Source organism: Bradyrhizobium sp. SK17 (assembly GCF_002831585.1).
Classification (GTDB): domain Bacteria; phylum Pseudomonadota; class Alphaproteobacteria; order Rhizobiales; family Xanthobacteraceae; genus Bradyrhizobium.
In genome coordinates this window covers 7,508,619-7,530,427 of the sequence record NZ_CP025113.1, presented here as the reverse complement: position 1 = coordinate 7,530,427, position 21,809 = coordinate 7,508,619, and the positions used below count along the sequence as shown (strand labels likewise).

At 65.4% G+C, this 21,809-nt stretch carries 22 protein-coding genes; 9 read left to right on the top strand and 13 right to left on the bottom strand.

What is annotated here, in order from left to right; all coding sequences use genetic code 11:
* Position 1: 1 nt before the first annotated feature.
* The gene (locus CWS35_RS34965) at positions 2-1,621 is read right to left on the bottom strand and encodes an FAD-dependent monooxygenase (RefSeq protein WP_100955657.1); all 1,620 of its coding nucleotides are present in this window, start codon (positions 1,619-1,621) and stop codon (positions 2-4) included.
* A 224-nt stretch (positions 1,622-1,845) separates the two neighbouring features.
* Between CWS35_RS34965 and CWS35_RS34960 the strand changes: the two genes are divergently transcribed.
* From CWS35_RS34960 to CWS35_RS34950, 3 genes are all read left to right on the top strand, one after another.
* Positions 1,846-2,262: a hypothetical protein gene (locus CWS35_RS34960; protein ID WP_024583922.1), complete on the top strand. Its 417-nt coding sequence runs from the start codon at positions 1,846-1,848 to the stop codon at positions 2,260-2,262.
* 323 nt (positions 2,263-2,585) lie between these two features.
* Entirely contained in the window at positions 2,586-3,032 is a 447-nt protein-coding gene (locus CWS35_RS34955; protein WP_157817313.1) for a hypothetical protein, read from the top strand.
* Between the two features lie 19 nt (positions 3,033-3,051).
* Positions 3,052-3,237, top strand: a complete 186-nt coding sequence (locus CWS35_RS34950) for a hypothetical protein (protein WP_157817312.1) — start codon at positions 3,052-3,054, stop codon at positions 3,235-3,237.
* A 13-nt stretch (positions 3,238-3,250) separates the two neighbouring features.
* Here the strand turns inward: CWS35_RS34950 and CWS35_RS34945 are convergent, their stop codons facing one another.
* Positions 3,251-3,880: a TetR/AcrR family transcriptional regulator gene (locus CWS35_RS34945; protein WP_100955654.1), complete on the bottom strand. Its 630-nt coding sequence runs from the start codon at positions 3,878-3,880 to the stop codon at positions 3,251-3,253.
* A 153-nt stretch (positions 3,881-4,033) separates the two neighbouring features.
* On the opposite strand from CWS35_RS34945, the gene CWS35_RS34940 reads away from it, so the two are divergent.
* The 4 genes from CWS35_RS34940 to CWS35_RS34925 all read left to right on the top strand — a co-directional run bounded on the left by CWS35_RS34940 (position 4,034) and on the right by CWS35_RS34925 (position 9,367).
* Positions 4,034-4,531 (top strand): (2Fe-2S)-binding protein, encoded by a 498-nt coding sequence (locus tag CWS35_RS34940; protein WP_100955653.1) that lies wholly within the window; start codon positions 4,034-4,036, stop codon positions 4,529-4,531.
* Positions 4,528-5,574, top strand: a complete 1,047-nt coding sequence (locus tag CWS35_RS34935) for a xanthine dehydrogenase family protein subunit M (RefSeq protein WP_100955652.1) — start codon at positions 4,528-4,530, stop codon at positions 5,572-5,574. The genes CWS35_RS34940 and CWS35_RS34935 overlap by 4 nt, the downstream gene beginning before the upstream one ends.
* Positions 5,575-5,577: 3 nt before the next feature.
* Positions 5,578-7,848, top strand: coding sequence for a xanthine dehydrogenase family protein molybdopterin-binding subunit (locus CWS35_RS34930; RefSeq protein ID WP_100955651.1), 2,271 nt, complete (start codon positions 5,578-5,580; stop codon positions 7,846-7,848).
* Between the two features lie 166 nt (positions 7,849-8,014).
* The gene (locus CWS35_RS34925) at positions 8,015-9,367 is read left to right on the top strand and encodes a serine hydrolase (protein ID WP_245438788.1); all 1,353 of its coding nucleotides are present in this window, start codon (positions 8,015-8,017) and stop codon (positions 9,365-9,367) included.
* A gap of 534 nt (positions 9,368-9,901) precedes the next feature.
* On the opposite strand, the gene CWS35_RS34915 is transcribed toward CWS35_RS34925, so the two are convergent.
* From CWS35_RS34915 to CWS35_RS34890, 6 genes are all read right to left on the bottom strand, one after another.
* The gene (locus CWS35_RS34915; protein WP_100955648.1) at positions 9,902-10,099 is read right to left on the bottom strand and encodes a hypothetical protein; all 198 of its coding nucleotides are present in this window, start codon (positions 10,097-10,099) and stop codon (positions 9,902-9,904) included.
* 208 nt (positions 10,100-10,307) lie between these two features.
* Complete coding sequence (locus CWS35_RS34910) at positions 10,308-10,718, bottom strand: hypothetical protein (protein ID WP_157817311.1); 411 nt, start codon at positions 10,716-10,718, stop codon at positions 10,308-10,310.
* 297 nt (positions 10,719-11,015) lie between these two features.
* A complete protein-coding gene (locus CWS35_RS34905) occupies positions 11,016-11,423 on the bottom strand; it encodes a PaaI family thioesterase (RefSeq protein WP_245438787.1) in 408 nt (135 codons plus the stop codon).
* On the bottom strand, positions 11,420-11,737 hold the full coding sequence (locus tag CWS35_RS34900) for an NIPSNAP family protein (RefSeq protein WP_100955646.1): 318 nt from the start codon (positions 11,735-11,737) through the stop codon (positions 11,420-11,422). Before CWS35_RS34900 ends, CWS35_RS34905 begins: the two co-directional genes overlap by 4 nt.
* Positions 11,738-12,444: 707 nt before the next feature.
* A complete protein-coding gene (locus CWS35_RS34895) occupies positions 12,445-13,461 on the bottom strand; it encodes an IS30 family transposase (RefSeq protein ID WP_100955645.1) in 1,017 nt (338 codons plus the stop codon).
* A gap of 220 nt (positions 13,462-13,681) precedes the next feature.
* A complete protein-coding gene (locus tag CWS35_RS34890) occupies positions 13,682-15,271 on the bottom strand; it encodes a gamma-glutamyltransferase (protein ID WP_100955644.1) in 1,590 nt (529 codons plus the stop codon).
* A 102-nt stretch (positions 15,272-15,373) separates the two neighbouring features.
* On the opposite strand from CWS35_RS34890, the gene CWS35_RS34885 reads away from it, so the two are divergent.
* On the top strand, positions 15,374-16,147 hold the full coding sequence (locus CWS35_RS34885) for an enoyl-CoA hydratase-related protein (RefSeq protein ID WP_043855683.1): 774 nt from the start codon (positions 15,374-15,376) through the stop codon (positions 16,145-16,147).
* Between the two features lie 9 nt (positions 16,148-16,156).
* Here CWS35_RS34885 and CWS35_RS34880 read toward each other — a convergent pair whose 3' ends face one another.
* Positions 16,157-17,170 (bottom strand): NAD(P)-dependent alcohol dehydrogenase, encoded by a 1,014-nt coding sequence (locus CWS35_RS34880; protein ID WP_100956931.1) that lies wholly within the window; start codon positions 17,168-17,170, stop codon positions 16,157-16,159.
* A 202-nt stretch (positions 17,171-17,372) separates the two neighbouring features.
* On the opposite strand from CWS35_RS34880, the gene CWS35_RS34875 reads away from it, so the two are divergent.
* A complete protein-coding gene (locus tag CWS35_RS34875) occupies positions 17,373-18,242 on the top strand; it encodes a DUF2066 domain-containing protein (RefSeq protein ID WP_100955643.1) in 870 nt (289 codons plus the stop codon).
* A gap of 12 nt (positions 18,243-18,254) precedes the next feature.
* On the opposite strand, the gene CWS35_RS34870 is transcribed toward CWS35_RS34875, so the two are convergent.
* The 4 genes from CWS35_RS34870 to CWS35_RS34855 form a co-directional block, all read right to left on the bottom strand.
* Positions 18,255-19,208 carry a helix-turn-helix domain-containing protein gene (locus tag CWS35_RS34870; RefSeq protein WP_024579799.1) on the bottom strand — a complete coding sequence of 318 codons (954 nt, stop codon included), beginning with the start codon at positions 19,206-19,208 and terminating at the stop codon, positions 18,255-18,257.
* 241 nt (positions 19,209-19,449) lie between these two features.
* On the bottom strand, positions 19,450-19,731 hold the full coding sequence (locus tag CWS35_RS34865) for a hypothetical protein (RefSeq protein ID WP_024579800.1): 282 nt from the start codon (positions 19,729-19,731) through the stop codon (positions 19,450-19,452).
* Between the two features lie 144 nt (positions 19,732-19,875).
* Entirely contained in the window at positions 19,876-20,478 is a 603-nt protein-coding gene (locus CWS35_RS34860) for a MarR family winged helix-turn-helix transcriptional regulator (RefSeq protein ID WP_100955642.1), read from the bottom strand.
* Positions 20,475-21,788 carry an MFS transporter gene (locus CWS35_RS34855; protein ID WP_024579802.1) on the bottom strand — a complete coding sequence of 438 codons (1,314 nt, stop codon included), beginning with the start codon at positions 21,786-21,788 and terminating at the stop codon, positions 20,475-20,477. Before CWS35_RS34855 ends, CWS35_RS34860 begins: the two co-directional genes overlap by 4 nt.
* Positions 21,789-21,809 lie beyond the last annotated feature (21 nt).

Below are 21,809 nucleotides of genomic sequence, written 5' to 3'. Positions count from 1 at the left end.
GTCAGGCCGCTTGCGTGCCGGCCTGGCGACCGAACAGGTGGGCGAACGCGTCGGCGAGCGCGCGCGCCGGATCGTTCGGCAGGGTGGCAACGCGCCAGGCCACATATCCATCCGGTCGGACCAGGACGGCGCCACCGTCCTCAACCCCATAGACGTCCATCCAGTTGCCTTCGGTGTCGACGACATCTTCGCCGAGGATGTGCAGGTCGATACGCGGCAGGCCGCGCTGGCTGACCGCCGTCCGCCAGACCGCGCCATGCGCGGCGGCCAGCAGCACGAAGCCTCTGCCGAACAGATCGATTGTCGAGACCGGCTGACCCTTGCGCGTGAGCGGCACGTGCGGCGCGCGACAACCGGGATGCGCCGACGGCACGTAGTCCGTCACCGGGTCGCTGACGGCAGGCGGGTTCGAGCCGTCCGGGACCACGGCCGCGGACTTGTAGCAGGCGCCGAAGATCAGGCCGCGCTCGTTGAGGAATTCCTTGCGCGGAAGTTTTGCCTCGGCCTGACGCGCGGTGCGGTCGAAGCTCTGCATGTTGAGCAAAGTGGTCCGTACGACGTCGGAGGCGTGCGGCCGGCGTTCGGCGTCGTAGCTGTCGAGCAGCGCGGCATCGGCCTCGCCGTGCAACACGGCCGCCATCTTCCATGCCAGGTTCTGCGCATCCTGCACGCCGAGATTCATGCCGAACCCGCCGCTCGGCGTGGTTTCATGCGCGGAGTCGCCGACCAGGAAAACGTTGCCGTCGCTGAACCTGTCGGCGACCATGGCCGAGCAGTTCCAGAAGCTGACGCCGACGAGCTCGACCGGCAGCTCCGGTACGCCGACGGCCTGGCGCACCAGCGCGATGCATCGCTCGGGCGTAAGGTTCTCGCGGGTGAAGCCATAGACGCTGAGGCTGTGGATCAGGAATCCCCACCGGTCGGTGCCGTTCACGGTCAGGAACGTGGCGCGGAGGTCCGGCTGCTCGATCAGGTACAGCGCCGCCGGCCGGTCTTCGACCCACGGCCGCAGATTCGCGCGGATATGGAGATTGACGGAATCGTAGATGTCCCGCTCGCCGGTCCTGCCGATGCCAAGCGTGTCGCGCACGAAGCTGCGCGTACCGTCGGCGCCGATGACGTAAGGGGCGCGGAACGGAATCGTGTCGCGGTTCACGGCATCGGTCAGAGTGCCGCTCACCCCGCTCGCGTCCTGCCTGAGATCGCTGAGCTCGGTGTTGAACCTGATGCTGCCGGGCGCCAGCGCTTCGGCGTGACGCCGCAGGATGGGCTCGAGGATATCCTGCGAGCAGCCGCAATTGCCGGCCGGCGACATCGTCAGGCTCGCCGCCGAGCCGCGTCCGGGCGCGAGACGGTTGATCTCCTTCCCGGCCAGGCTTTCCGCCCACAGGATCATCTTGCCGTATCGCGCCGGCATCCCGGCCGCGCGGATGTCGTCCTCGATGCCCATCTGCCGGTACATCTCCATCGTGCGCGCGTTGATGCCGCGGGCCTTGGGCGCGATGGAGGTCGATGGATGGCGTTCGACCAGCACGGAGCGGACGCCATGCTGCGAGAGTGCGATGGCGGCCGTCAAACCGACAGGTCCGGCGCCGACGATCAGGACAGGCGTTTCCAACATGGCACTTCCTCTCGCGTCGCTGACTCCGCAGCGTTTCGACCGATGCAGGGCGGCAGCTTGTTTTGTCCGGTCGTAAGTCTTTGGCCCTCGCCATGTCAAGATCAATCGCGAATGGTACCGATGGTTTGATCTTGCTGGCGAGATATTCTGCGGATATTTGCGTGAATGCCAGCTCTTTGCTGGAACCAATATATTGATTGGTATCAAATGGAGCGAGCAAATCGATGTCGGAAAATTCTCGTGCGGCTTGGCCGAAAGAGCTTCAGGACGCCTATGAAGCGGGCAAATGGAACGGTGCGGTCGGCAGCCTTCTGGTGTCCGAGACCGCAAAGCTCAGGGTCTGGCATCTGCACATACCCGCCGGGACCTGGTTCGGCTTTCATCGTCATGTGCTGAGCCATTTCTGGACCGCGATGGCGGATGGACGTTCGCGCAACTGGTTCGAGGATGGCTCCTCAGCTGAGCGCGTGCTCTACAAAGGTTTCACCCAGCACCGCGAGCTGGCCGCGAACCAATATCTCGTGCACGCCGTCCACAATATCGGCGACACCGATCTCGCCTTCACGACGGTCGAATTTCTCGACGGACCCAACAAGCCGTTGCCGGTTCCCGATCATGTTCGCCTGAAACCGCCGGAATAACCGGAATAAGGCCGTCAGGCGACGAAAAGGCCCGGCGCGATGGCCGGGCCGGATCGCAAATATGATCTAGGCATTGGCAATGCGGCGATCTAGCCGAATGCCGGTCGGGCGGTCTGTACACTTTCGCACAACTCGCGGCTCTCTTGCCGGCGGCCACGGGCGCGGGGGCCCGTCGCGAACCTATGCCGCGCCTATGCGGTACATCGCGCGGCGCTCTCGAATTCATATCCCGTCCTGAAGATATTGCTCCCGAACGCTCCCGCATCGTGCAGGCCGGCCGACACATGGCCGGTTGCGCGCGTGGGCGAACGCGAACGGGTGACATGATGTCTTCAATTGAATTGGCTGCGGGCGACCGGATTATCGAGCCGATGATCGCGCTGGCCGGCTGCTCGACGCAGCAGCGCATCGTCGTGGCTGGCACGAGGAGCATCGAATTGATGCTCGAATTGCAGCGGCGCGGTTTCCTGCGAACGGCTGCTACCGCCAATTGCGGCCACCCGGCCGCGCAATATGACGCAGCGCTGGTCGATTGGCGGCGCCGCACGCTGCATGCGCTCGAACCGACGCTCGACTGGCTGACCGGTTTCCTCAGTGCCCGCGCGGTGCTGGTGGTGTGGCTCGACGCGCAGAAGCCCGCGGCCAGCCAGAGCCTGCGTACCGCGCTGGAGCAGCGCGGCTTCGTGGTCGAGCAGGGCATCGTGCATCAATGCGGATGCGCGCTGTCGGCGCGGCGGTCGCAGGCGCATCCGCTGCGGCTCGCGGCCTGACGCAGGGAAGGAGATGGCGATGTCCAAAGTGCGACGCGCGGTCATTCGCGAGTGGATGACGCTGCCGCCGGCAAGGCGGCAATCCGGCGCACAGGCATCAGCGTTCGCGACGGCCGCGCTGGAGCGGTACCACCTGCCGCGCCGCCGGCGGACGCCGCATGCGATCATCATGGCGTGGCTGGAGCCGCGCACGGGTCGTTCCTGAAGCGACCCGCCATCTAGCGCGACGGTTTTCGACTGGCCTTCCTCGCAGCCGTCGCCTCGCTCTCCGGCCGCACTCGCAAGCCATCGACGAACACATCCAGCAGCCGCAGCGCGGTGGCCTGCCAGCCTGCCTGGTCGTGCATGTAGCACATGCCGATCAGCGCCCGCAGCACGTCCTCGGCGCTGATGTCGTCGCGGATCGCGCCGGCCGCAACGGCGCGCGCAAGCAGCGTGCCGATCGACTTGGTCAGGCGATCGAACGAATAGGCCTGCAACTCGCTCGAGCCGGCCGCGACCAGCGCCAGTGCCGCCACCATGCCCTTCTTGGTCGCGACGAATTGCACATTGGCGCGCAGCCAGCGCCGCAACGCCTCGACCGGTTCGGGCGCGTTCTGGAGCTGCTCGGCGAGATCGCCGAGTTGCTCGACCTCGCGGCGATAGACCGCCTCATACAGCGCCTCGCGGGTCGGGAAGTGGCGATACAGCGTGCCGATGCCGACGCCGGCATGGCGCGCCACCGCCTCGAGGCTGGCCTCGCTGCCGCCGGCCGAGAACACGGCCTTGGCCGCTTCCAGCACGCGCTCGCGGTTGCGCACGGCATCGGCGCGCGGCTTGCGGACAGTTTCTGGTGATGACCCGGCCATTGCTTTTTCTTCTCACCCTCCCTTGTAAACGGAGGATGCCTCCGTATATGGCGACCAGCACCGGGCCTGACAAGGCGCGCCGACCCCCTGGATCGGCGGCCACAGGTGCGCGTTGCCTCGATTCAACCCGACCATACACGGATCGGAGCCTGCATGAATCTCCCACTCAGTCTCACCATCAACGGCGTTCGACGGGACATTGTCCTCGACGACCCCCGCGTCACCCTGCTCGACCTGTTGCGGGAGCGGCTCGACCTCACGGGAACCAAGAAGGGATGCGACCGCGGCCAGTGCGGCGCGTGCACCATCCTGGTCGACGGCCGCCGCATCAACTCCTGCCTCGCGCTCGCCGTCAGCCATGACGGCGCCGACATCGTCACCATCGAAGGCGTCGCGTGCGGCGGCGAGCTGCACCCGGTGCAGGCCGCCTTCATCGCCCATGACGGCTTCCAGTGCGGCTTCTGCACCCCGGGCCAGATCATGAGCGGCATCGGCCTGATTGGGGAAGGCCAGGGCGGCGACGATCCGGAGCGGGTGCGCGAATGCATGAGCGGCAATCTCTGCCGCTGCGGCGCCTATCAGGGCATCACCGAGGCCGTGCTCGAGGCCCAATCCAACATGACCGCCACCAAGCAGAGGCGCTCCGCATGATGAACTTCGATTATGTCAGGCCGGCCAATGTCGCGGACGCGATCGCGGCGGCCTCCGAGAAGGGCGCGAGCTATCTGGCGTCCGGCACCAACCTGCTCGATTTGATGAAAGGCGGCGTCAGCCGGCCGAGCCGTCTCGTCGACGTTACGCGGCTGCCCGGGCTCGATCGCATCGAGCATCTCTCCGACGGCGGCTTGCGGATCGGCGCGCTGGTGCGCAATGCCGATCTCGCGCATGACCCGGAGTTCGCGCGCAACTATCCCGCGATCGCCGAGGCGTTGCTGTCGGGCGCATCCGCGCAGCTCCGCAATGCTGCGACCGTCGGCGGCAATCTGATGCAGCGGACGCGCTGCGCCTATTTCTACGACGCCGGCAGCGCCTGCAACCGGCGCTGGCCGGGCGCCGGCTGCGACGCCGTGAAGGGCGAGAACCGCCTGCACGCGGTGCTCGGCTGGAGCGAGGGCTGCATCGCAACCCATCCGTCCGATTTCTGCGTGCCGCTGGTCGCGCTCGATGCCGTCGTCGAGATCGAGGGCAAGGCCGGCCGGCGCGAGCTGCCGCTCGGCGAACTGCATCGGCTGCCCGGCGAGACGCCGGAGCGCGAGACCGCGCTCGAGCGCGGCGATTTGATCGTCGCGCTGCGGTTGCCGGCCGAGGCGAAAGACTTCGCCGGCCATGCCCGTTACATCAAGGTCCGCGAGCGCACCTCCTATGCCTTCGCCGTGGTGTCGGCTGCCGCGGCGTTGCGGATCGAGGACGGCAGGATCCGCGACGCGCGGCTCGCGCTCGGCGGCGTCGCGGCCAAGCCGTGGCGGGCGCGCGAAGCCGAGCAACTGCTCGCCGGCGCCGCGCCCGATGCGGCGCGCTACCGCGAGGCGGCACGCGCCGCGCTCGCAGACGCAAAGCCGTCCGGCGACAACGCCTTCAAGATCGAGCTCGCACAACGCATCATCGTGCGCGCGCTCACCCTTGCCGCCCGGGGCACGCCGGATCGTATTGCCGCGCTGCCGGGCTCTCCCTTCTCCTCCGTTGCAGGAGCGTGACGCATGACGCTTGAGATCAGTCTGACCCGCGACCCCGCCCATATCCGTCATGGCTCGAACATCGGCCAGCCGCTGACCCGCACCGACGGCGTGCTCAAGGTCACCGGCAAGGCGCGCTATGCCGCCGACAATCATCCGCCCGGCATGCTCTACGCCGTGATCGCAAGCAGCTGCATCGCGCGTGGCCGCGTCACATCGCTCGACGTCGCCGCCGCGAAGCGCCATCCCGGCGTGATCGACGTGATGACGCCGGCGCATAAGCCGGAGCTTGCGGAAGACCCGGACGCCAAGGGCAATCCGTTCGCCTTCCGCATGGAGCTGTTGCAGAGCGACGAGGTGCGCTACGCCAACCAGGCGATCGCGGTGGTGATCGCCGAGACGCTGGAGGCCGCGACCGAAGGCGCCGCGCTGCTGTCGCCGCGCTACCAGGTCGAGATCGCGCGCGTCGGCCTCGATGCCGGCGAGGCCTATGCGCCGCCGGTGGTCGGCATCGGCAATCCGGCCGAGGTCCGCCATGGCGACATTGATGCCGGCATGGCTGCCGCTTCGAAGCTGACCGATGCGACCTACGAGACCCCGGCGCAGTATCACAACGCGATGGAGCCGCACGCGATCGTCGCGGTGTGGGACGGCGACCGCCTGTTCATCGACACGCCGAGCCAGGGCATGGGGTTCGCGCAGATGCGCGTTGCCGGGCTGTTCGGCATCTCGCCGGCCAACATCCACATCAACAGCCCGTTCCTCGGCGGTGGCTTCGGCTCCAAGGGGCTGATCTCCGGCCCGCAGGTGCTCGGCATCATGGCTGCGAAGCTGACCGGTCGTCCGGTCAAGCTGGTGCTGCGCCGTGGCCAGATGTATGGCCCGGTCGGCCATCGTCCGCCGACCCGGCAGCGCATCCGGATCGGCACCGACGATGCCGGGGCGCTGACCGCGATCAACCACGAGGCGCGCGTCACGACGTCGAGCTTCGACGATTTCTACGAGCCCGCGGCCGACGCCTCGCACACGCTCTATGCCAGCCCCGCGATCCGCACCGCACATGAAGCCGTGCGCGTCGACACCGGCACGCCGCTGTTCATGCGCGCACCGGGCGAGGCCACCGGATCGATCGTGCTGGAAAGCGCGATCGACGAGGCGGCGTTCGCCTGCGGCATCGATCCGCTGGAGTTCCGGCTGAAGAACTATGCCGAGGTCGAGCCGACCACCGGCAAGCCGTTCTCCTCGAAGGCGCTGCGCCAATGCTACGCCAGGGCGGCCGAGCGCTTCGGCTGGGCCGGGCGCCCGTTGCAGCCGAAGCAGATGCGCGACGAGAACGGTTTCCTGGTCGGCTGGGGCATCGGCACCGCGACGTTCCCGGCGATCATGTTCCAGGGCAATGCGCGCGCGGTGATCCGCGCCGATGGCAAGGGCGTGATGGAGACCGGCGCACACGACATGGGACAGGGCGCCTGGACCGCGCTTGCGCAGATCTCTGCCGACTCGCTCGGGCTCGATTTCGATCAGCTCACGTTCCGCTCCGGCAGCTCCGATCTGCCCGATGCCGGCATCGCCGGCGGGTCGGGGCACACCGCGACCGTCGGCGCCGCGATCCACAACGCGGGCGCTGCCGCGATCGCAAAACTCGCCGAGCTTGCCACCACGGATGAGCGCTCGCCGCTGTTCGGCGCCGGCAATGCCGGCGTGGTGGCGCGGGCCGGGCGGCTGCATCGCCGCGACGACGATGCGCGCAGCGAAAGCTATGCCGAGATCCTGGCGCGCGCCGGCGTCGCCGAGGTCGAGGGCAGAGGCACCGGTGCGGCCGACGCGGCGGCGCAATCGCAATATGCGATGCACGCGCATGGCGCGGTGTTCGCCGAGGTCAAGGTCGATCCGGAGCTCGGCCAGATCCGCGCCACGCGGATGGTCGGCGCGTTCGCCGCCGGCCGCATCATCAATCCGTTGATGGTGCAGAGCCAGCTCTATGGCGGCATGATCTGGGGCCTCTCCTTTGCGCTGCACGAGGAGGCGGTGATGGACAAGCGGTCGGGCCGCATCCTCAATGCGAACCTCGCCGAGTATCATGTGCCTGTTAATGCCGACGTGCCGCCGATGGAGGTCATCACGGTCGACGAGCACGATCCGCACGTCAATCCGCTCGGCATCAAGGGCGTCGGCGAGATCGGCATCACCGGCAGCGCCGGTGCGGTCGCCAACGCGGTCTTCCACGCTACCGGCATCCGCGTGCGGAATTTCCCGATCAAGATCGACGAGCTCGTGATGGGGCTCGCTCGCTGAATTGATCGAAGTCTGCTATCCGTGTCGGCCACTTCTTGCGCCGACACGGAGGAATTCTGTGAGCGATGTCCGGACCTCGACGCGCCGCCGTTCTGTTGCGGCCGTCGTATTACTGACCCTTTTGCTCAGCCTTGCCGCACCTTCATGTCGCGCCGAGCCACCGGCTGTGATCGCCGACAATTTTCCAGGTGCAGCCTTCGAGACCATCGCGCCGGAGGCCGCCGGCTGGTCGACGGAAAGGCTCGCCGAGGTGAAGTCGTGGTCTCAACACGTTGCCCCGACCGCCGCGGTGATGATCGTGCAGCATGGTCGCATCGTCGCGGAATGGGGCGATACCGCGGTGAAGTCCAACCTGCATTCGATCCGGAAGAGCCTGCTCAGTGCGCTGATCGGCATCGCGGTCGACGCGCATCAGATCGATCCCGCCGCCACCATCGGCAGCCTCGGCATCGAAGATAACGCACCGGGCCTGACCGATGTCGAAAAGACCGCGACCGTCGCCGATCTCCTGAAGGCGCGTTCCGGCATCTATCACGCCGCGCTTTACGAGACGCCGGGCATGGCGAAGCAGCGCCCGCTGCGCGGCAGCCACGCGCCGGGCACGTTTTGGTACTACAACAACTGGGACTTCAACGTGCTCGGGACGATCTATGAGCGCGCCACGTCGCAGTCGATCTTCGCCGCGATCGACGACAGGATCGCACGACCGATCGGCATGCAGGACTACCAGCCGGGCGATGGCGAGTATGTCAGGGGTGCGGCGTCCGACCATCCGGCCTATCCCATCCGCATGAGTGCGCGCGACCTGGCGCGCTTCGCGCTGCTCTATCTGCATGGCGGGCGCTGGAAGGACCGCCAGGTCGTGCCGGGCGCCTGGGTGCGCGAGAGCACCGAGGCCTATTCGCCGGCCTTTGCGACGCTCGGGCCGGGCCTCGGCTACGGCTATCTGTGGTGGATCGGCTTCCCGTCCGATATGGGAGCGCCGACGGTCAAGGTGCCGACGGGCACGTTCGAGGCGATCGGCGCCGAGGGCCAGTACGCCTTCGTGATCCCGGCCTATGATCTCGTCATCGTGCATCGGATCAACAGCGATGTCCCGCATAGGCCGGAGCCGAATTTCCGGCAGATGGGGCGGCTGCTCTGGCTGATCCTGTCCGCGGCAGGAGCGACCGATATCGGCCCGGATATCGCGCTCGCCCATGCCAGTGGAACGCGCCTCGATGGCGACGCGCTGAAAGCTGCGCTGTCCGGAAAGACGCTGGTGGCCGGCAGGCTGCTCGAGGGTGGTCCGTTCGCCTGGCAGGTGCGAGCCGACGGCGCGCTCGCAGTGTTGGCCGGACCGGAGCGCCGTCCGCGCTGGACCGGAATATGGCGCGTCGATGATCGTGGCCGCTTCTGCCGCAGCCTGGACGAGCCGGGCGATCAGCACGAGCTTTGCTTGAGGGCCGTCGCAGACGGGGCAAGGCTCGAACTGTTCGACAATGACGGGCTGATGCGGCTCGACACGACGGTGGAATAGCTGGCGCCACGAACTCGGACGCGTACTCATAACTCGTCGCGTCTGCTCTCGTTGCGAAAGCTGACGTTGAAGCCGAAATTCCGGCATGTCGGTTGCGGGCCAGTAGCCGACATCAACCTTCAGGTCAGTCGTGTTTGCTGGAGGAGTTAGCGTTACGGTGTTCCGGCTTGCATGCTCAGCTAGCCTAGGTCTTTGAGTGCGTATCGCAAAGTTTCGAGGCTCAAAATCACGCCGCGGGGGCCCGGAGTAATGATCCAGGCGTCTTCCATCCCCTCGGCCGCCATCCATTCGGCCTGCGCAAGCGCGTCTTGCGGTGTTGCGACCTGATAGACCTGCTCTCCAGATCTAACGATATATCCACTCTTGGGCATGAGACGAGTTCTATGTCCTGTGATAACAAGCCCACGTTGGCAGAGATTTAAGAACGCACCTCAACATTTGATCAAGTCCGCTCAGGGTCAAAGGCGAATGTCCAGCGCGTTCCGGCGGACATGTCAGCTAAGAGCGATTAACTCCGGCAAGAATGCGCGATGGTTACACAAACAGCGCGGTGATGAGCACCGTCAGCGCGAGTACGAAAATCGCCCAAACAACAAATCCAATCAAGAACTCGACGAACAGGTTCGACTGCAATCCAAAAAGCGACAGCGCTCGTTTTCCAGTGTACGCGACCAGCGCGTCCAGGACGGCTTCGATGGCAGCCCCGATTGCGCGAACGAAGAATTCGGCCATTGGTCCTCCGGTGCCCTATTATCGGAAGAGCGTTCCCTTCCAGTTTCTTAGTCACTTCAAATGGCGCAAGCTTGGAGACGTGCCAGGACCGCTTAGGGTCAAAAGCGGTCGGCCCGAACGGAACTTGGTCGTGTCCGCTCTCTCTCACTAGCTGACGCACTCACGTAAAGACTGAACTTCAGCAACGGGCCAGAAGCGGACATCCACGTCAGAAGTGACCGAGCGCAGCTGAAACATCACGGAAGATAGTCGCGCTGAATACAAGGATTTGGAAGCTCACGAGCAGAATGCAAAGCACTTGATAAAATGGAACGGACGGTTCGATCGGCTTTGCCCAACGCACCCATGCAAAGGTCTTTCTCGCCCTAGCCAGAGCTTCGTCAGAAGTCATACTCGTCGCCTGCCTGGCTCCCAACAATGGCATCAAGACAAGCCAACCTAGGAAAAGCGGGCAAACGAGGAGGTAAGATATGGCGTTCTCAGGCTCAAGCGGCTTACCGAACTTATCGAGCCCATGACGGATGATCTCAGAGGGAATTGGACACTTGAGGTAGACGTACAAGGTCACGCTTATGCCCACGAGGGCAATCAATGCATTGACGATCGCCGTGCGTTTCATGAGTTGCCGAAGGACACCGGCCAACTCGTCGGGGACCCGAGGACTAGCTTGCGCATTTTGAGACATTCAGGTCGCTGCCTTCGAGCTTCTGCCAACGAGGCTAGTTGAGGACAAGGCCGACCAAGACATGAAGAATATCGCTGATGGCGTGCATGCTAGGAACTCTACTACGACGAGTTTAGAGGTATCAATGTGCGAATGTCCGCAACGGGTCAGAAGCCGCAATTGGCGGGCAGGCCGGGCGACTTCGGCTGAATGCCCGGAAGCCGACGTTTATGAGTACATGGCCTAGCGCGCCTACCGCTTGTCGAGAATCCGCAGTTCAGCCGTGGCGGTGGCGACCGTCACGTTGTCAGCATCGATCAGGTCGGCCTCGACGATCATGTCGCGGTCGGTCTGCGCGACGACCTTCGCCCTGGCCGTGATCGGGCCGACGCGCGCGGGTTTGAGGAACCGGGTGGTGAGGGTCTTGGTCACCACGGTTTGGCTCTCGGGAAGCACCGCCAGCGCTCCGAGACCTGTGGCGGAATCCAGCATCGCGGCGAGGAAGCCGCCCTGGATCGTGCCATGCCGGTTGGTGAACACGGACTGCGCCGCGAAACGGATCGAGGCGATCTTGCCGTCGAAGCCGAGCCATTCGCGTCCAAGCAGCTGCGCGCCGGGCGGCACATCTGCACTTGTTTTGTTCAGGCTGGTCTCCGTCATTGCGCCGCTTTCGGAAACAAGGGTCGGAAGAACGACCGGTCGTAGCGGGTGAAGCAGCCCGTCTCCTTGGCGAAGGCGATCGCCTTCTGAACGTCCGGATCGGTGGCGGAATCCTTCCTATACTGCTCGTAGGCCGCGAGGCTGGGAAAGCTGAACATCGCCAGCGCGACGTCGCTCGCGCCTTCGGAGGGCAGGAAGTAACCGTGATGGACGCCGCCGAACCGCGGCAGCAGATCGAGCCACATGGCGGCGTAAGCTTCGAAATCGGCGAGCTTGCCCAGCCTGATCTCATAACGCAGGTAGCAAGTAATCATTCCGCGGTGCTCCAAGCCGTCGTTGACCGAGGCGTCCGACTATAGCTCGACGGTAGGTTCGCGCCACATCACAGTGTTCGCTCGGCCGTATTGCCGGTTGAACGCGCCAGGCAACTCGGATGTAGGATGGGTAGAGCGAAGCGAAACCCATCGATCTGTGCCCGCGGCGTCAATGATGGGTTTCGCTGCGCTCTACCCATCCTACGAGGCGGCGGTCTATTTGTTCCGATTTTCAGAATTTAACTTGACATCCAACCCAACTCAGATGTTCAATATGCCCGTCTCACCCGATCGAGGGGCGCTGCGCATCGTCAGGAGTGTTGCGGTGAGATGCGGTGGACGCCAAGCGCGCAACTGACGAGTGCGTGTGAGGCGGACGGTGAAGTCGTGTGGTCCTGACGCCCCAGTGGCAGGTGTCTCTCGAATTGCGCGGTGCGCGTTGCGGAGACGGTAACAAACACGCCAAGTCTCGCCGGGGAGAGCACGAAGTAAGCCGTAACTCATCGCGCAGGGAAAGCCGGGCTGTTTCCGGTTACACCTGTGGTCCTACCCCCGTGCTTTCTACCTTTTGCACGGGGCCCATGGGTGCGATCGGCACCCGGCTTTTACTGCGCCCTCTGTGAAGAGAGGGTGGAGTGAAAAAGCAAAGCTCGGACAGTTCATGTCGCGAGAATGCGGATGTTTGACTCAAAGGCCGCGCAACACCCTCAGTGTCGTCCCGGCGAAGGCCGGGAGGTGGATTCACACTCGAAGTGCAACACTTGAGCAGCAAAGACCTCTGTCGGGGTCTTGAAGTCAAGGCATTTGCGCGGGGTGTTGTTGTAGGCGGCGATGGACTTGCGAAGGCGGCGGGTCGGCAGCTTCTCAAGGTCGGTGTTGCGTGGGATGAAGCGGCGCATGCGGCCGATGGCGTTCTCGATGCCACCTTTCTGCCAGGGGGCGTGGGGATCGCAGAAGAACGTCTTGATCAAGAGGCTTTGCAAGGAAAGGTGAGCTGCGAACTCGGTGCCGTTGTCGAAGGTGACGGTCCGGCGGATCGGTTGTGGCAGGACCTCGAACAGGCGCACGAGATGGTGGGCGACGCCGGAGGCGAGCTTGCTTGCGAGGGGGACGCCGAGCAACAGGCGGGAGGTGCGCTCATGCACGGCCAAGATCTGCTGACCGTATTTGGAGAACATCATGAGGTCGGCCTCCCAATGGCCCGGGGTCTTGCGATCGGCGACCTCGATGGGACGCTGATCCAGCGAAACACGGCCTTCGATGAAGCTTGCGGGACTGCCGCCCCGCTTGCCGCGACGACCGCGCTTGCTCTTGCCGCGCGGCAAATAGCGTCGCCAGCTGAAGTCCGAGGTGCGGGTGAGCTGGGCATAGATGAAGCGGTAGATGCTCTCATAGGAGATCACCCTGCGGCCGTGCTCACGCGCCAGCCGGCCGGCGACCTGCTCGGGCGACCAGCCCCGACCAAGACGTTCCAACACCGCGCGGCGCAGGCCGGGCTCTCGTTCGAGGCGAGAGCCCGTCCAGCGCCGCGCTCGCATCTGTTGCTGGGCATAGCTGGGCTTGTAACCGACCTGAACGCCAGAATTGCGGTTCAGCTCCCGAGAGATCGTTGATGGCGGGCGATCCAAAGCTGCCGCGATTTGCCGGATCGAGCTACCACCGGCCGAAAGCCTGGCAATCTCGCATCGCTCCTCCAGGCAGAGCTGCTTGTAAGTCCGCCCCATGGCAACACCTCCAGATGGAAGTGTTGCACTTCGTTTGTGAACTCAGGGGACCCATAACCACAAATTCTGATCGATTGGCGATGTTGAACGACGAGTCCCGCTCACAACACAAGCTGCGGAGTATGGGTCCCGGCTTTCGCCGGGACGACGAATCACTTCAATAACATCCGCCGCGGCGCATGGGTCCTAGCTTTCGCCAGGACGACGCGCCGCGATTGCCTCACCCTTCGGCGATGGCATCGCTCCACGGATGAAACGGCTCGGTGGCGCCGCTGTTCGTCGTGCCGTCGCGCAGCACGATGCTGGGGCAGGCGAACTTCTTCGGTTGGGTCTGGATGCGGGCCTCCTCATAGTCGAAGCGGCCGCGCAGCGCGTCACGCACGGCTTGTGGCAGGCGGACATCGCCGATCACGATGGCGCCTTCGCTGGCGTCGATGCGCGGCTCGTGGATCGCGGTGTCGAGATCCATGCCGAAATCCATCACGAAGGAGACGAGCTGCGACACCGCCGGCAGGATGCGGCGTCCGCCGGATGCGCCGGCGGCAAGGCGGCGGCCATCGGCCGCTTCCGCCACCACGGGCGTGTAGTTGGTCAGGCAGCGCTTGCCGGGCGCGAGCGAGTTCGGATTGCCTTGCACCGGGTCGAACCACATGATGCCGTTGTTCATGGTCAGCCCGGTGTTCGGCGTTACGAATTTGGAGCCGAAGGTCGACAGCAGCGTCTGCGTCACCGCGGCCATGTTGCCGTCGCGATCGACTGCCGAGAAATGCGTGGTGCAGGATGGCGCGACCGCCTCGGCGCCGAGCGCGCGGCGGCCGTCGACGTCGCCCATGTCCTTCAGCCGCTCGCGATAGGCGGCTTGCAGCGCCTCGGCATAGGCCGCGTAGGCCGCCGCGTCCGGGCCGCCTTGTGCCGGTGCCAACGCCTTCTGCAACAGGCCGAGCGTACGCGCCATGGTGGGACCCGCGGTCAGCTCCGGCGTCGCATACACGGTGCCGCCGCGATAGGGAATCTTCAGCGGCTCGCGCAGGTGGGCGCGGAAGGCGGCGAGATCGCGCACCGACAGCGCGCCGTCGGCGGCCTGGATGTCGTCGGCGATGCTGCGCGCCAGATCGCCCTCGTAGAAATCGCGCGGACCCGCCGCGGCGAGTTGCGCCATCGTCGCCTTGAGCCGGTCCTGCGGCATGCGGACCGCCGCGCGGATGCTCCATTGCGCATTCGGCGGCAGGCCATCCAGCAGATAGGCCGCGGCGCTGGCCGGATAGCGCCGCAGATCGGCGGCGGAGCTGGCGATCATCTCGGTGGTCCACCAATCCACCAGCAGGCCTTCGCCGGCGAGCTTGACGCTCGGCGCCAGCAGATCCTTCCACGGCATCTTGGCGTGGCGGCGATGTGCTTCTTCCATGCCGGCGACGACGCCGGGCACGGCGATCGAGCCGGGGCCGTGCAGGTTGCGATCATCCTTGACCCGCGCCCAGGGGAACAGGTCGGAGGCCGCGCCGCCGGTCAGCGGATAATCCTCGATGCGCAGGCCGTTGGGCGCGCGCATGCCATAGTCGATCACCTCGACGCGGTTCTCCTTGGCGCGGTACAGCACCATCGCGCCGCCGCCGCCGGCGCCGCTCATCCACGGCTCCAGCACGCCAAGCGCGAAAGTGGTTGCAATCACGGCGTCAACGCAATCGCCGCCCGCCGCCAATACCTCCGCGCCGACTTCGGCCGCCCGGCGCGACTGCGCCGCGACGATGCCGCCCCTTGAACTGACGGCAGGCTTACGGATCACTTGCGAGTTGGAGAACTGATCGGACATGGCGTTGCTTTCGCTGTTCTTTGTTGCGGGCGGGTCACGTTGGCGTAGCATGTCAGGCATGGCACTGTCAGTGCAACAACAACCAGTTTCAGGGAGCGGAAAATGAGCAGCGTGAAGCGTGAACGGGACGGCAAGGTCGGCATCCTGACGCTGAATGATCCGGCCAGCCTGAACGCGATGACGCCGGAACTGCTCGGCGACCTGGCGCGCGCCGTTGGCGAGATGGGGCACGATCCCGGCATCCGCGCGCTGGTGCTGACCGGCGAGGGACGCGGCTTCTGCTCGGGGCAGAACCTCAAGGCGTTCAATTCGCTCGGCGACAACATCTACACCGGCGTGATGACCCATTATTGGCCGGCGATGCAGGCGCTGCGCGAGTGCCGCATGCCGGTCGTGGTCGCGGTCAATGGCGTCGCCGCGGGCGGCGGCTTCAGCCTTGCGATGTCCGGCGACATCATCCTGGCAGCGCGCTCGGCGAGCTTCATCCAGGTGTTCAGCCGGATCGGCCTGGTGCCCGATCTCGGCTCGACCTGGCTGTTGCCGCGCCTGGTCGGCCGCCAGCGTGCGCTCGACCTGATGCTGCTCAACGAGCCGCTGCCGGCCGAGCGGGCGAAGGAGTGGGGCCTGGTGCGCGAGGTCGTCGATGACGCAAAGCTGCTCGACGAGGCGAAGGCACTCGCCGGCCGCCTCGCCGACGGCCCGACCCGCGCGCTGGTCGCGACCCGGCAATTGCTCGAGGAGAGCGAGCACGCCAGCTACGCCGATCAGTTCCGCCGCGAGATCGAGTTGCAGCAGGTGATCCGCGAAAGCGCCGATGCGAAGGAAGGCCGTCAGGCCTTCGTCGAGAAGCGCAAGGCGCAGTTCACGGGGCGCTAGCCAAGCATGCTAGCCGATCGCAATCGCGATCTTGCCGAAATGCGCGCCGCTCGCCATGTGGGCGAACGCGTCCTTGACCTGGTCGAAGGCGAACACCTTGTCGATCACCGGCTTGACGCGGTGCATGCCGATGCCGTCGCACAGCGCCTGCAAATCCTCGATCGAGCCGACGGTGACGCCCTGCAGCCGCTGCTGCTGCATCACCATCAGCGGCAGCCTCGAATCGGACGAGGCCGGGCCGGCGAGCACCCCGATGAAGGCGATGGTGCCGCCGATCCTGGTGGCACGGATCGACTCGTTCAGCGTGCCGACGCCGCCGACCTCGACGACCAAATCGACGCCGTGCCCGGTCAGCTCGCGCGCCTTCTTGCCCCAGTCGGGCGTGGTCTTGTAGTTCAGCGTGACATCGGCGCCGAGTTCTTTCAGCCGTGCGATCTTGGCGTCGCTGGAGGAAGTCGCGATGACGCGGGCGCCGCACATCCTGGCGAATTGCAGCGCGAACAGCGAGACGCCGCCGGTGCCCTGGGTCAGCACCGTCTGTCCCGGCTTGATGTCGCCGAGCTTGACCACCGCGCTCCATGCCGTCAGGCCGGCGCAGGGCAGCGCGGCAGCTTCGATGTCGCTGAGATGGTCCGGCGTGCGCACCAGCGCGTGTGCCGGGAACACCCGGTACTCGGTCAGCACGCCGTCGACGCTGCCGCCGAGCGCCGCGCGCATCCGCGCCTCGCTCGGCTCGCCGCCGAGCCAGCTTTCGAAGAAGCTGCCGATCACGCGATCGCCGGGCGCGAAACCCTTGACCCCGGCGCCGACCGCCTCGACCACGCCTGCGCCGTCGGAGACCGGCACCAGCGGAAACTTCTGGCGCGAGCCGTAGCCGCCCTTGACTGTGAGCAGGTCGCGATAATTCAGCGTCGCCGCCTTCAGCCGTACCAGCACTTCGCCCGGTCCGGCCTGCGGAACCGGCTTGTCGACCAGCGCCAGCGCATCGACGCCGCCGGGGCCGTGCAACTCATAGCATTTCACGGGACGTCTCCTGCTCGATCGTCTTGTCATGCGCGGCGCAGTCGGCGCCGCGGTGCCTGCACCGAGCATATGCCAGGGCCGCGGCGCGTGGCCAGTGCGCGCAATGCGGCCGATGGGATGGCGCCCATGCCGGAACAGGCTGGCGCTGTCGAAGATGACCGCCAATCGATAGCTTTGACGACGTGACCGGGCGGAGGTGACCATGGCTGCCTTGCTTGAGACGATGCGCAATCCGATCGCTGCGTTCGGACTTGTCGCGGTCCGCGCGCTGCTGGCCGTCGCATTGATCTGTTGCGGCGGCGCGATGGCCGCGGCGGATGACAGCCTCTATCGCGCGCAGACCGTCGTCACCGGCCAGGGCGAGCCGAACCGGATCATCGGCTTCGGCGCGTGCCTCGAAGACGTCCTGATCAAAGTCTCCGGTCAACCGGCACTGGGAAGCGACCCCAGGCTTGTCGCATACAAATCCAAGGCCAAGGAGTTCGTCAGCAGCTTCGACTACCACGACCAATATGCCGGCAAGCCGCATCATGACGAGCAGGGCACCCGCGACCGGCCCTACGACCTCACGGTCGCCTTCGACGACAAAAAAGTCGACGGCATTCTCGCCAGGCTCGGTCTCAAGCCGTGGCGATCGCAGCGCCCGGTGCTCGGCGTCTTCGTCGAGATGCAGCACGGTCCGAAGGACATCATCGTCACGTCGGACGGGCCGCAGTCCGATTTGCAACGCGACGCGCTTGCCGCCGCGGCCACCAGGCGCGGCATGCGCTTCGTGCTGCCCGACGCGGCCGCGTTGACGGCCGCCAAAGTCAGCGCCGCGGAACTGATGAAAGTATCGCCCGCGAAGCTGGCCTCGATCCTGGCGCCACAGCGCGGCGAGGCGACGCTGGTCGGGCGGCTGGTCTGGGACGACAAGGATCTCGGCTGGGTCACGCAATGGCAGCTGGCCTGGCACGGCCGGGACTACAAATGGCGGCTTCGCGGCGTCACCTTCGATGAAGCGTTTCGCCGCGGCATCGGCGGCGCCGCGCAGGTGCTGTCGGGCAATAGCGATCCGGGGCGATCCAGATGAGCGGCAGTGGAACTAGCCGGCGTAGCCGAGGGTCTGCGACGGATATTCCCCGAACATCGCGCGATAGTATTGCGCGAAGCGCCCGAGTTCGATGAAGCCTTGCTCGATCGCGACCTTGGCGACGGTGGTCTGGTCCGGCGTACTTTCACGCAGAATCGAGCGGATCGTGCAGAGCCGCTTGTAGCGCAGGAATGTCACCGGGCCGAGGCCGAACACCTCGTGGAAGGCGCGGTGCAGGCTGCGTCGCGACAGCCGAAGCTCGCTGCAGATTTCCGAGACATGCACCGGGCGGCTGCCTGCGGCACGCAGGTAGTCCTCGACATGGCGCACCAGCTTCATCGCCGACGGCAGATAGCTCGTGCCGTCGGGCGGCAGCGCGGCGACGGCGGTCCCCCTCACGCAGTCGATGATCGCGCGCTTCCAGAATTCGGCTGACGTTTCCGACAGCGAGTCCGGGTAGCGGGCAAGATGCGAGATGATCTGCGGCAGCCTGTCTGCTCCGGCCATGCCGATGGTGGGATCGGCGCGAAAGTGGTTCTTCGCCTGCCAGGTCGCGGCATCGGCCAGCCGCGGTTCGCCGCCGAACATGCTGGGGAGATCCGCCATGTCGAAGCGAATGGCGGCATAGGATGACGCCCGGTGGAACACGCCGTCATGCTCGACCGATGGCGGGATCACCAGCACGTCCGCCGGCTGCATGTCGAACGCCCAATGGGTGACGCGGTCGGTGGCGTTGAGCAACATTCCGATGATCAGCTTGTCATCGGCCGAGGTCCGCTGGGTGCGGACCCCGACATTGAACGCGCCGATGCTGAGCGAAAAATCGCCGATCCCGACATGGGACAAGGTGCCGCGCAGCTTGCCGCGCTCAAGCTGCATGACCTCGACATGCGAGCCCTTGACGGCTTCGTGGAGTCCCTCGAAGCCATCGAGCTCGCCGGTGTTGACCGACAGGTGCCCGCCCATATCCACGCTCACAAGTGTAGCGCAGCTGATCGCCTGACACCAAGTGTTGCGAGATCGTGGTGTCGTCTGCAAGGGGGTGGATTTTCGCCTGTCTTTTCAAGAAGGCAGGCAAGCGTCGTCACCGGACCGGGGACGCGATTGGCACAAACTGCATATCACACGGATGCGACGCCGGATGACCCTTTCATCCCGGCGCCAGATGCAATGCCTTCAACCGCGCGGAACGCGGCCGCGCCGATGGTCAGGCCGCCATCAGTTGCTCGAGCGCAACCGCCTGTTCGCGATTCTGGAAGGCGATGGCGGTGTGGGTAAAGCCCGACGAGGCCTGGGTCTGCGCGATGTGGTTGAGGACTTCGTTGCCCTTGACCACGTGAAGGTCCATGCCGGGGCCGGCCGGGAAAATCCCGAGCACGACATCGTAGGCGTCGACGATGGCCTTCAGGGCGCCGCCCTTGTCTTCCGACGCGTCGATGAAGATACGAACATCCGCGGCGATACTACGAAGTTCGTCAAAGTCGATCACTGGAAGTCTCCCATACGCAAACGCAACCTACGCAATGATCCTAGCTACAACTTGCTTACTGAAACATAAATTACGCCCGGTTCCGTCATGCGCTCACCGCCACGTGATTCGTATTTCGATCGACGGGATCGGTGCTTCTGCGGACTAAGGCTTCGCAGCGCTGTTCGGCGCTCTGTGCTTCGTGATGCGTTTGACCGGCGCATGATCCGGCGTGGCGCCTGCGGATGGATCGCCCATGTGGGGAATGCGCTGCTCGATGTGATCGACCACACGGAAGAACGTGTCGAGCGTGCCGGCATCGAGGCCGGCGGTGAGGTTGCTGTGCCGGCGCAGGATCTCGTCCAGGCTGCGGTCGAGCAGCGCCACGCCCTGGGCCGTCAGCCGGATCTCGGTCCGGTTCCGGGCGCTGCCCCGGACCGGCGTCAGCTCGATCAGGCCCTTCTTCCTGAGCGACGTCGTCTCGCGGCTGACGACCGCCTTGTCGAGCTGCGCGTTGGTCCAGATGTCGTAGGCGCTGGCCGGCTCATGCTCCCTCAGGAACGACAGCACCCGCCATTCCGCGAGCGAGACGCCGTAGGCCTGCGGGAAGAACGCATTGGCATTCGCCCGCAGCTTCGCCACCAGGCTCGACAGCACGGTCGGCACGTAGCGCGCGAAATCGATCACCAGTTCCGAGCGCGTGTCCTCCTGCGAGGCGCGGCGCGGGTCAGTAGCTTTGGTCCGGCTTGTGACAGTGCGGCTTTTCATTCTTTCACGAGTTGGGAGCGGGCGATCAGCACCAGCGCCGCAGCGGCGACAAGGACCCCCGTCACCACGAGGAATCCGATGGTGAAGCTGCCCGAGGCGTCCTTGGCGCGTCCGATCACGACCGGGATGGTGGCGCCTCCGATGCTGCCGATCATGCCAACCAGGCCGATCGCGCCCGGCGCACTCTCCCGCGACATGTAGGATTGCGGAATGGTCCAGAACACGGCCTGCGTACCATAGACACCGACATTGGCAACCATGAATCCGATGATGATCCAGACCGGCGTCGCCGCGAAGGCGGCGATCGCGAAGCCGGCGGCTGCGATCAGGAAGGTCATGGCGGCATAGTAGAAGCGTTCGCCGACATGGTCGGAGTGCCGCGACAGCATGATCATGCCGATCAGGCCGGCGACCGGCGGAATCGCGGTCACGAAGCCGACCTGCGAATTCGGCAGGCCGAACGTCTTGATGATCTGCGGCAGCCAGGGGAACAGCGAGGCCAGGCCGCAGAACAGGCCGAAATTGCACAGGCCGAACAGCAGCACCATCGGCTTGGTGATGGTGCGCAGCACGCCCTCGGCATGCACCACGCCGGTTGCCTTGGCATCGCGCTCCAGCGCGCCGGTCAGCCAGTTGCGTTGCGCCGTCGACAGCCAGGTCGCCTGCTGCGGGCGGTCGGTCAGGTAGAAGATGCCGACGATCCCCAGGATGATCGGCGGCACGCCTTCGAGGATGAACAGCCATTTCCAGCCGGCGATGCCGAACGTGCCGTTGAGCTCGAGAATGGCGCCGGAGATCAGCGAGGCGAAGATGTAGGAGATCGGCACCGCATAGTTGAACATCGCATTGTAGCGGGCGCGGTAGCTGAACGGAAACCAGAGGCTGAGCAGCAGCATCACGCCGGGAAACAGGCCGGACTCGGCAAAACCCAGGAAGCCGCGGAACGCGTAGAGGCTCCACGGGCCCTGCGTGAAGGCCATCAGCACGGTGGCGATGCCCCACAGGATCGCGATCCGCGTCAGCGTGATGCGTGCGCCGTATTTGCTGAGGATCAGATTGCTCGGGATCTCGAAGATCGAATAGGTGAAGTACATGATCCCGACCGCGATGCCGAACATCTCGGCATTGAGCCCGAGCTCCTTGTTCATTTGCAGCGCGGCAAAGGAGATGTTTCCGCGGTCGAGGATGGCGAGAAAGTACATCGCCATCACGAACCACATCAGGCGCAGCGCGACCTTGCGGATCGTGGTGCGCTCGATCTCCGGATCGGCGGTCGTTATCGCCGCCTTGTCGATCGCGACTTCGGTCATTTCCGTTCCCCCCGTTTCTTG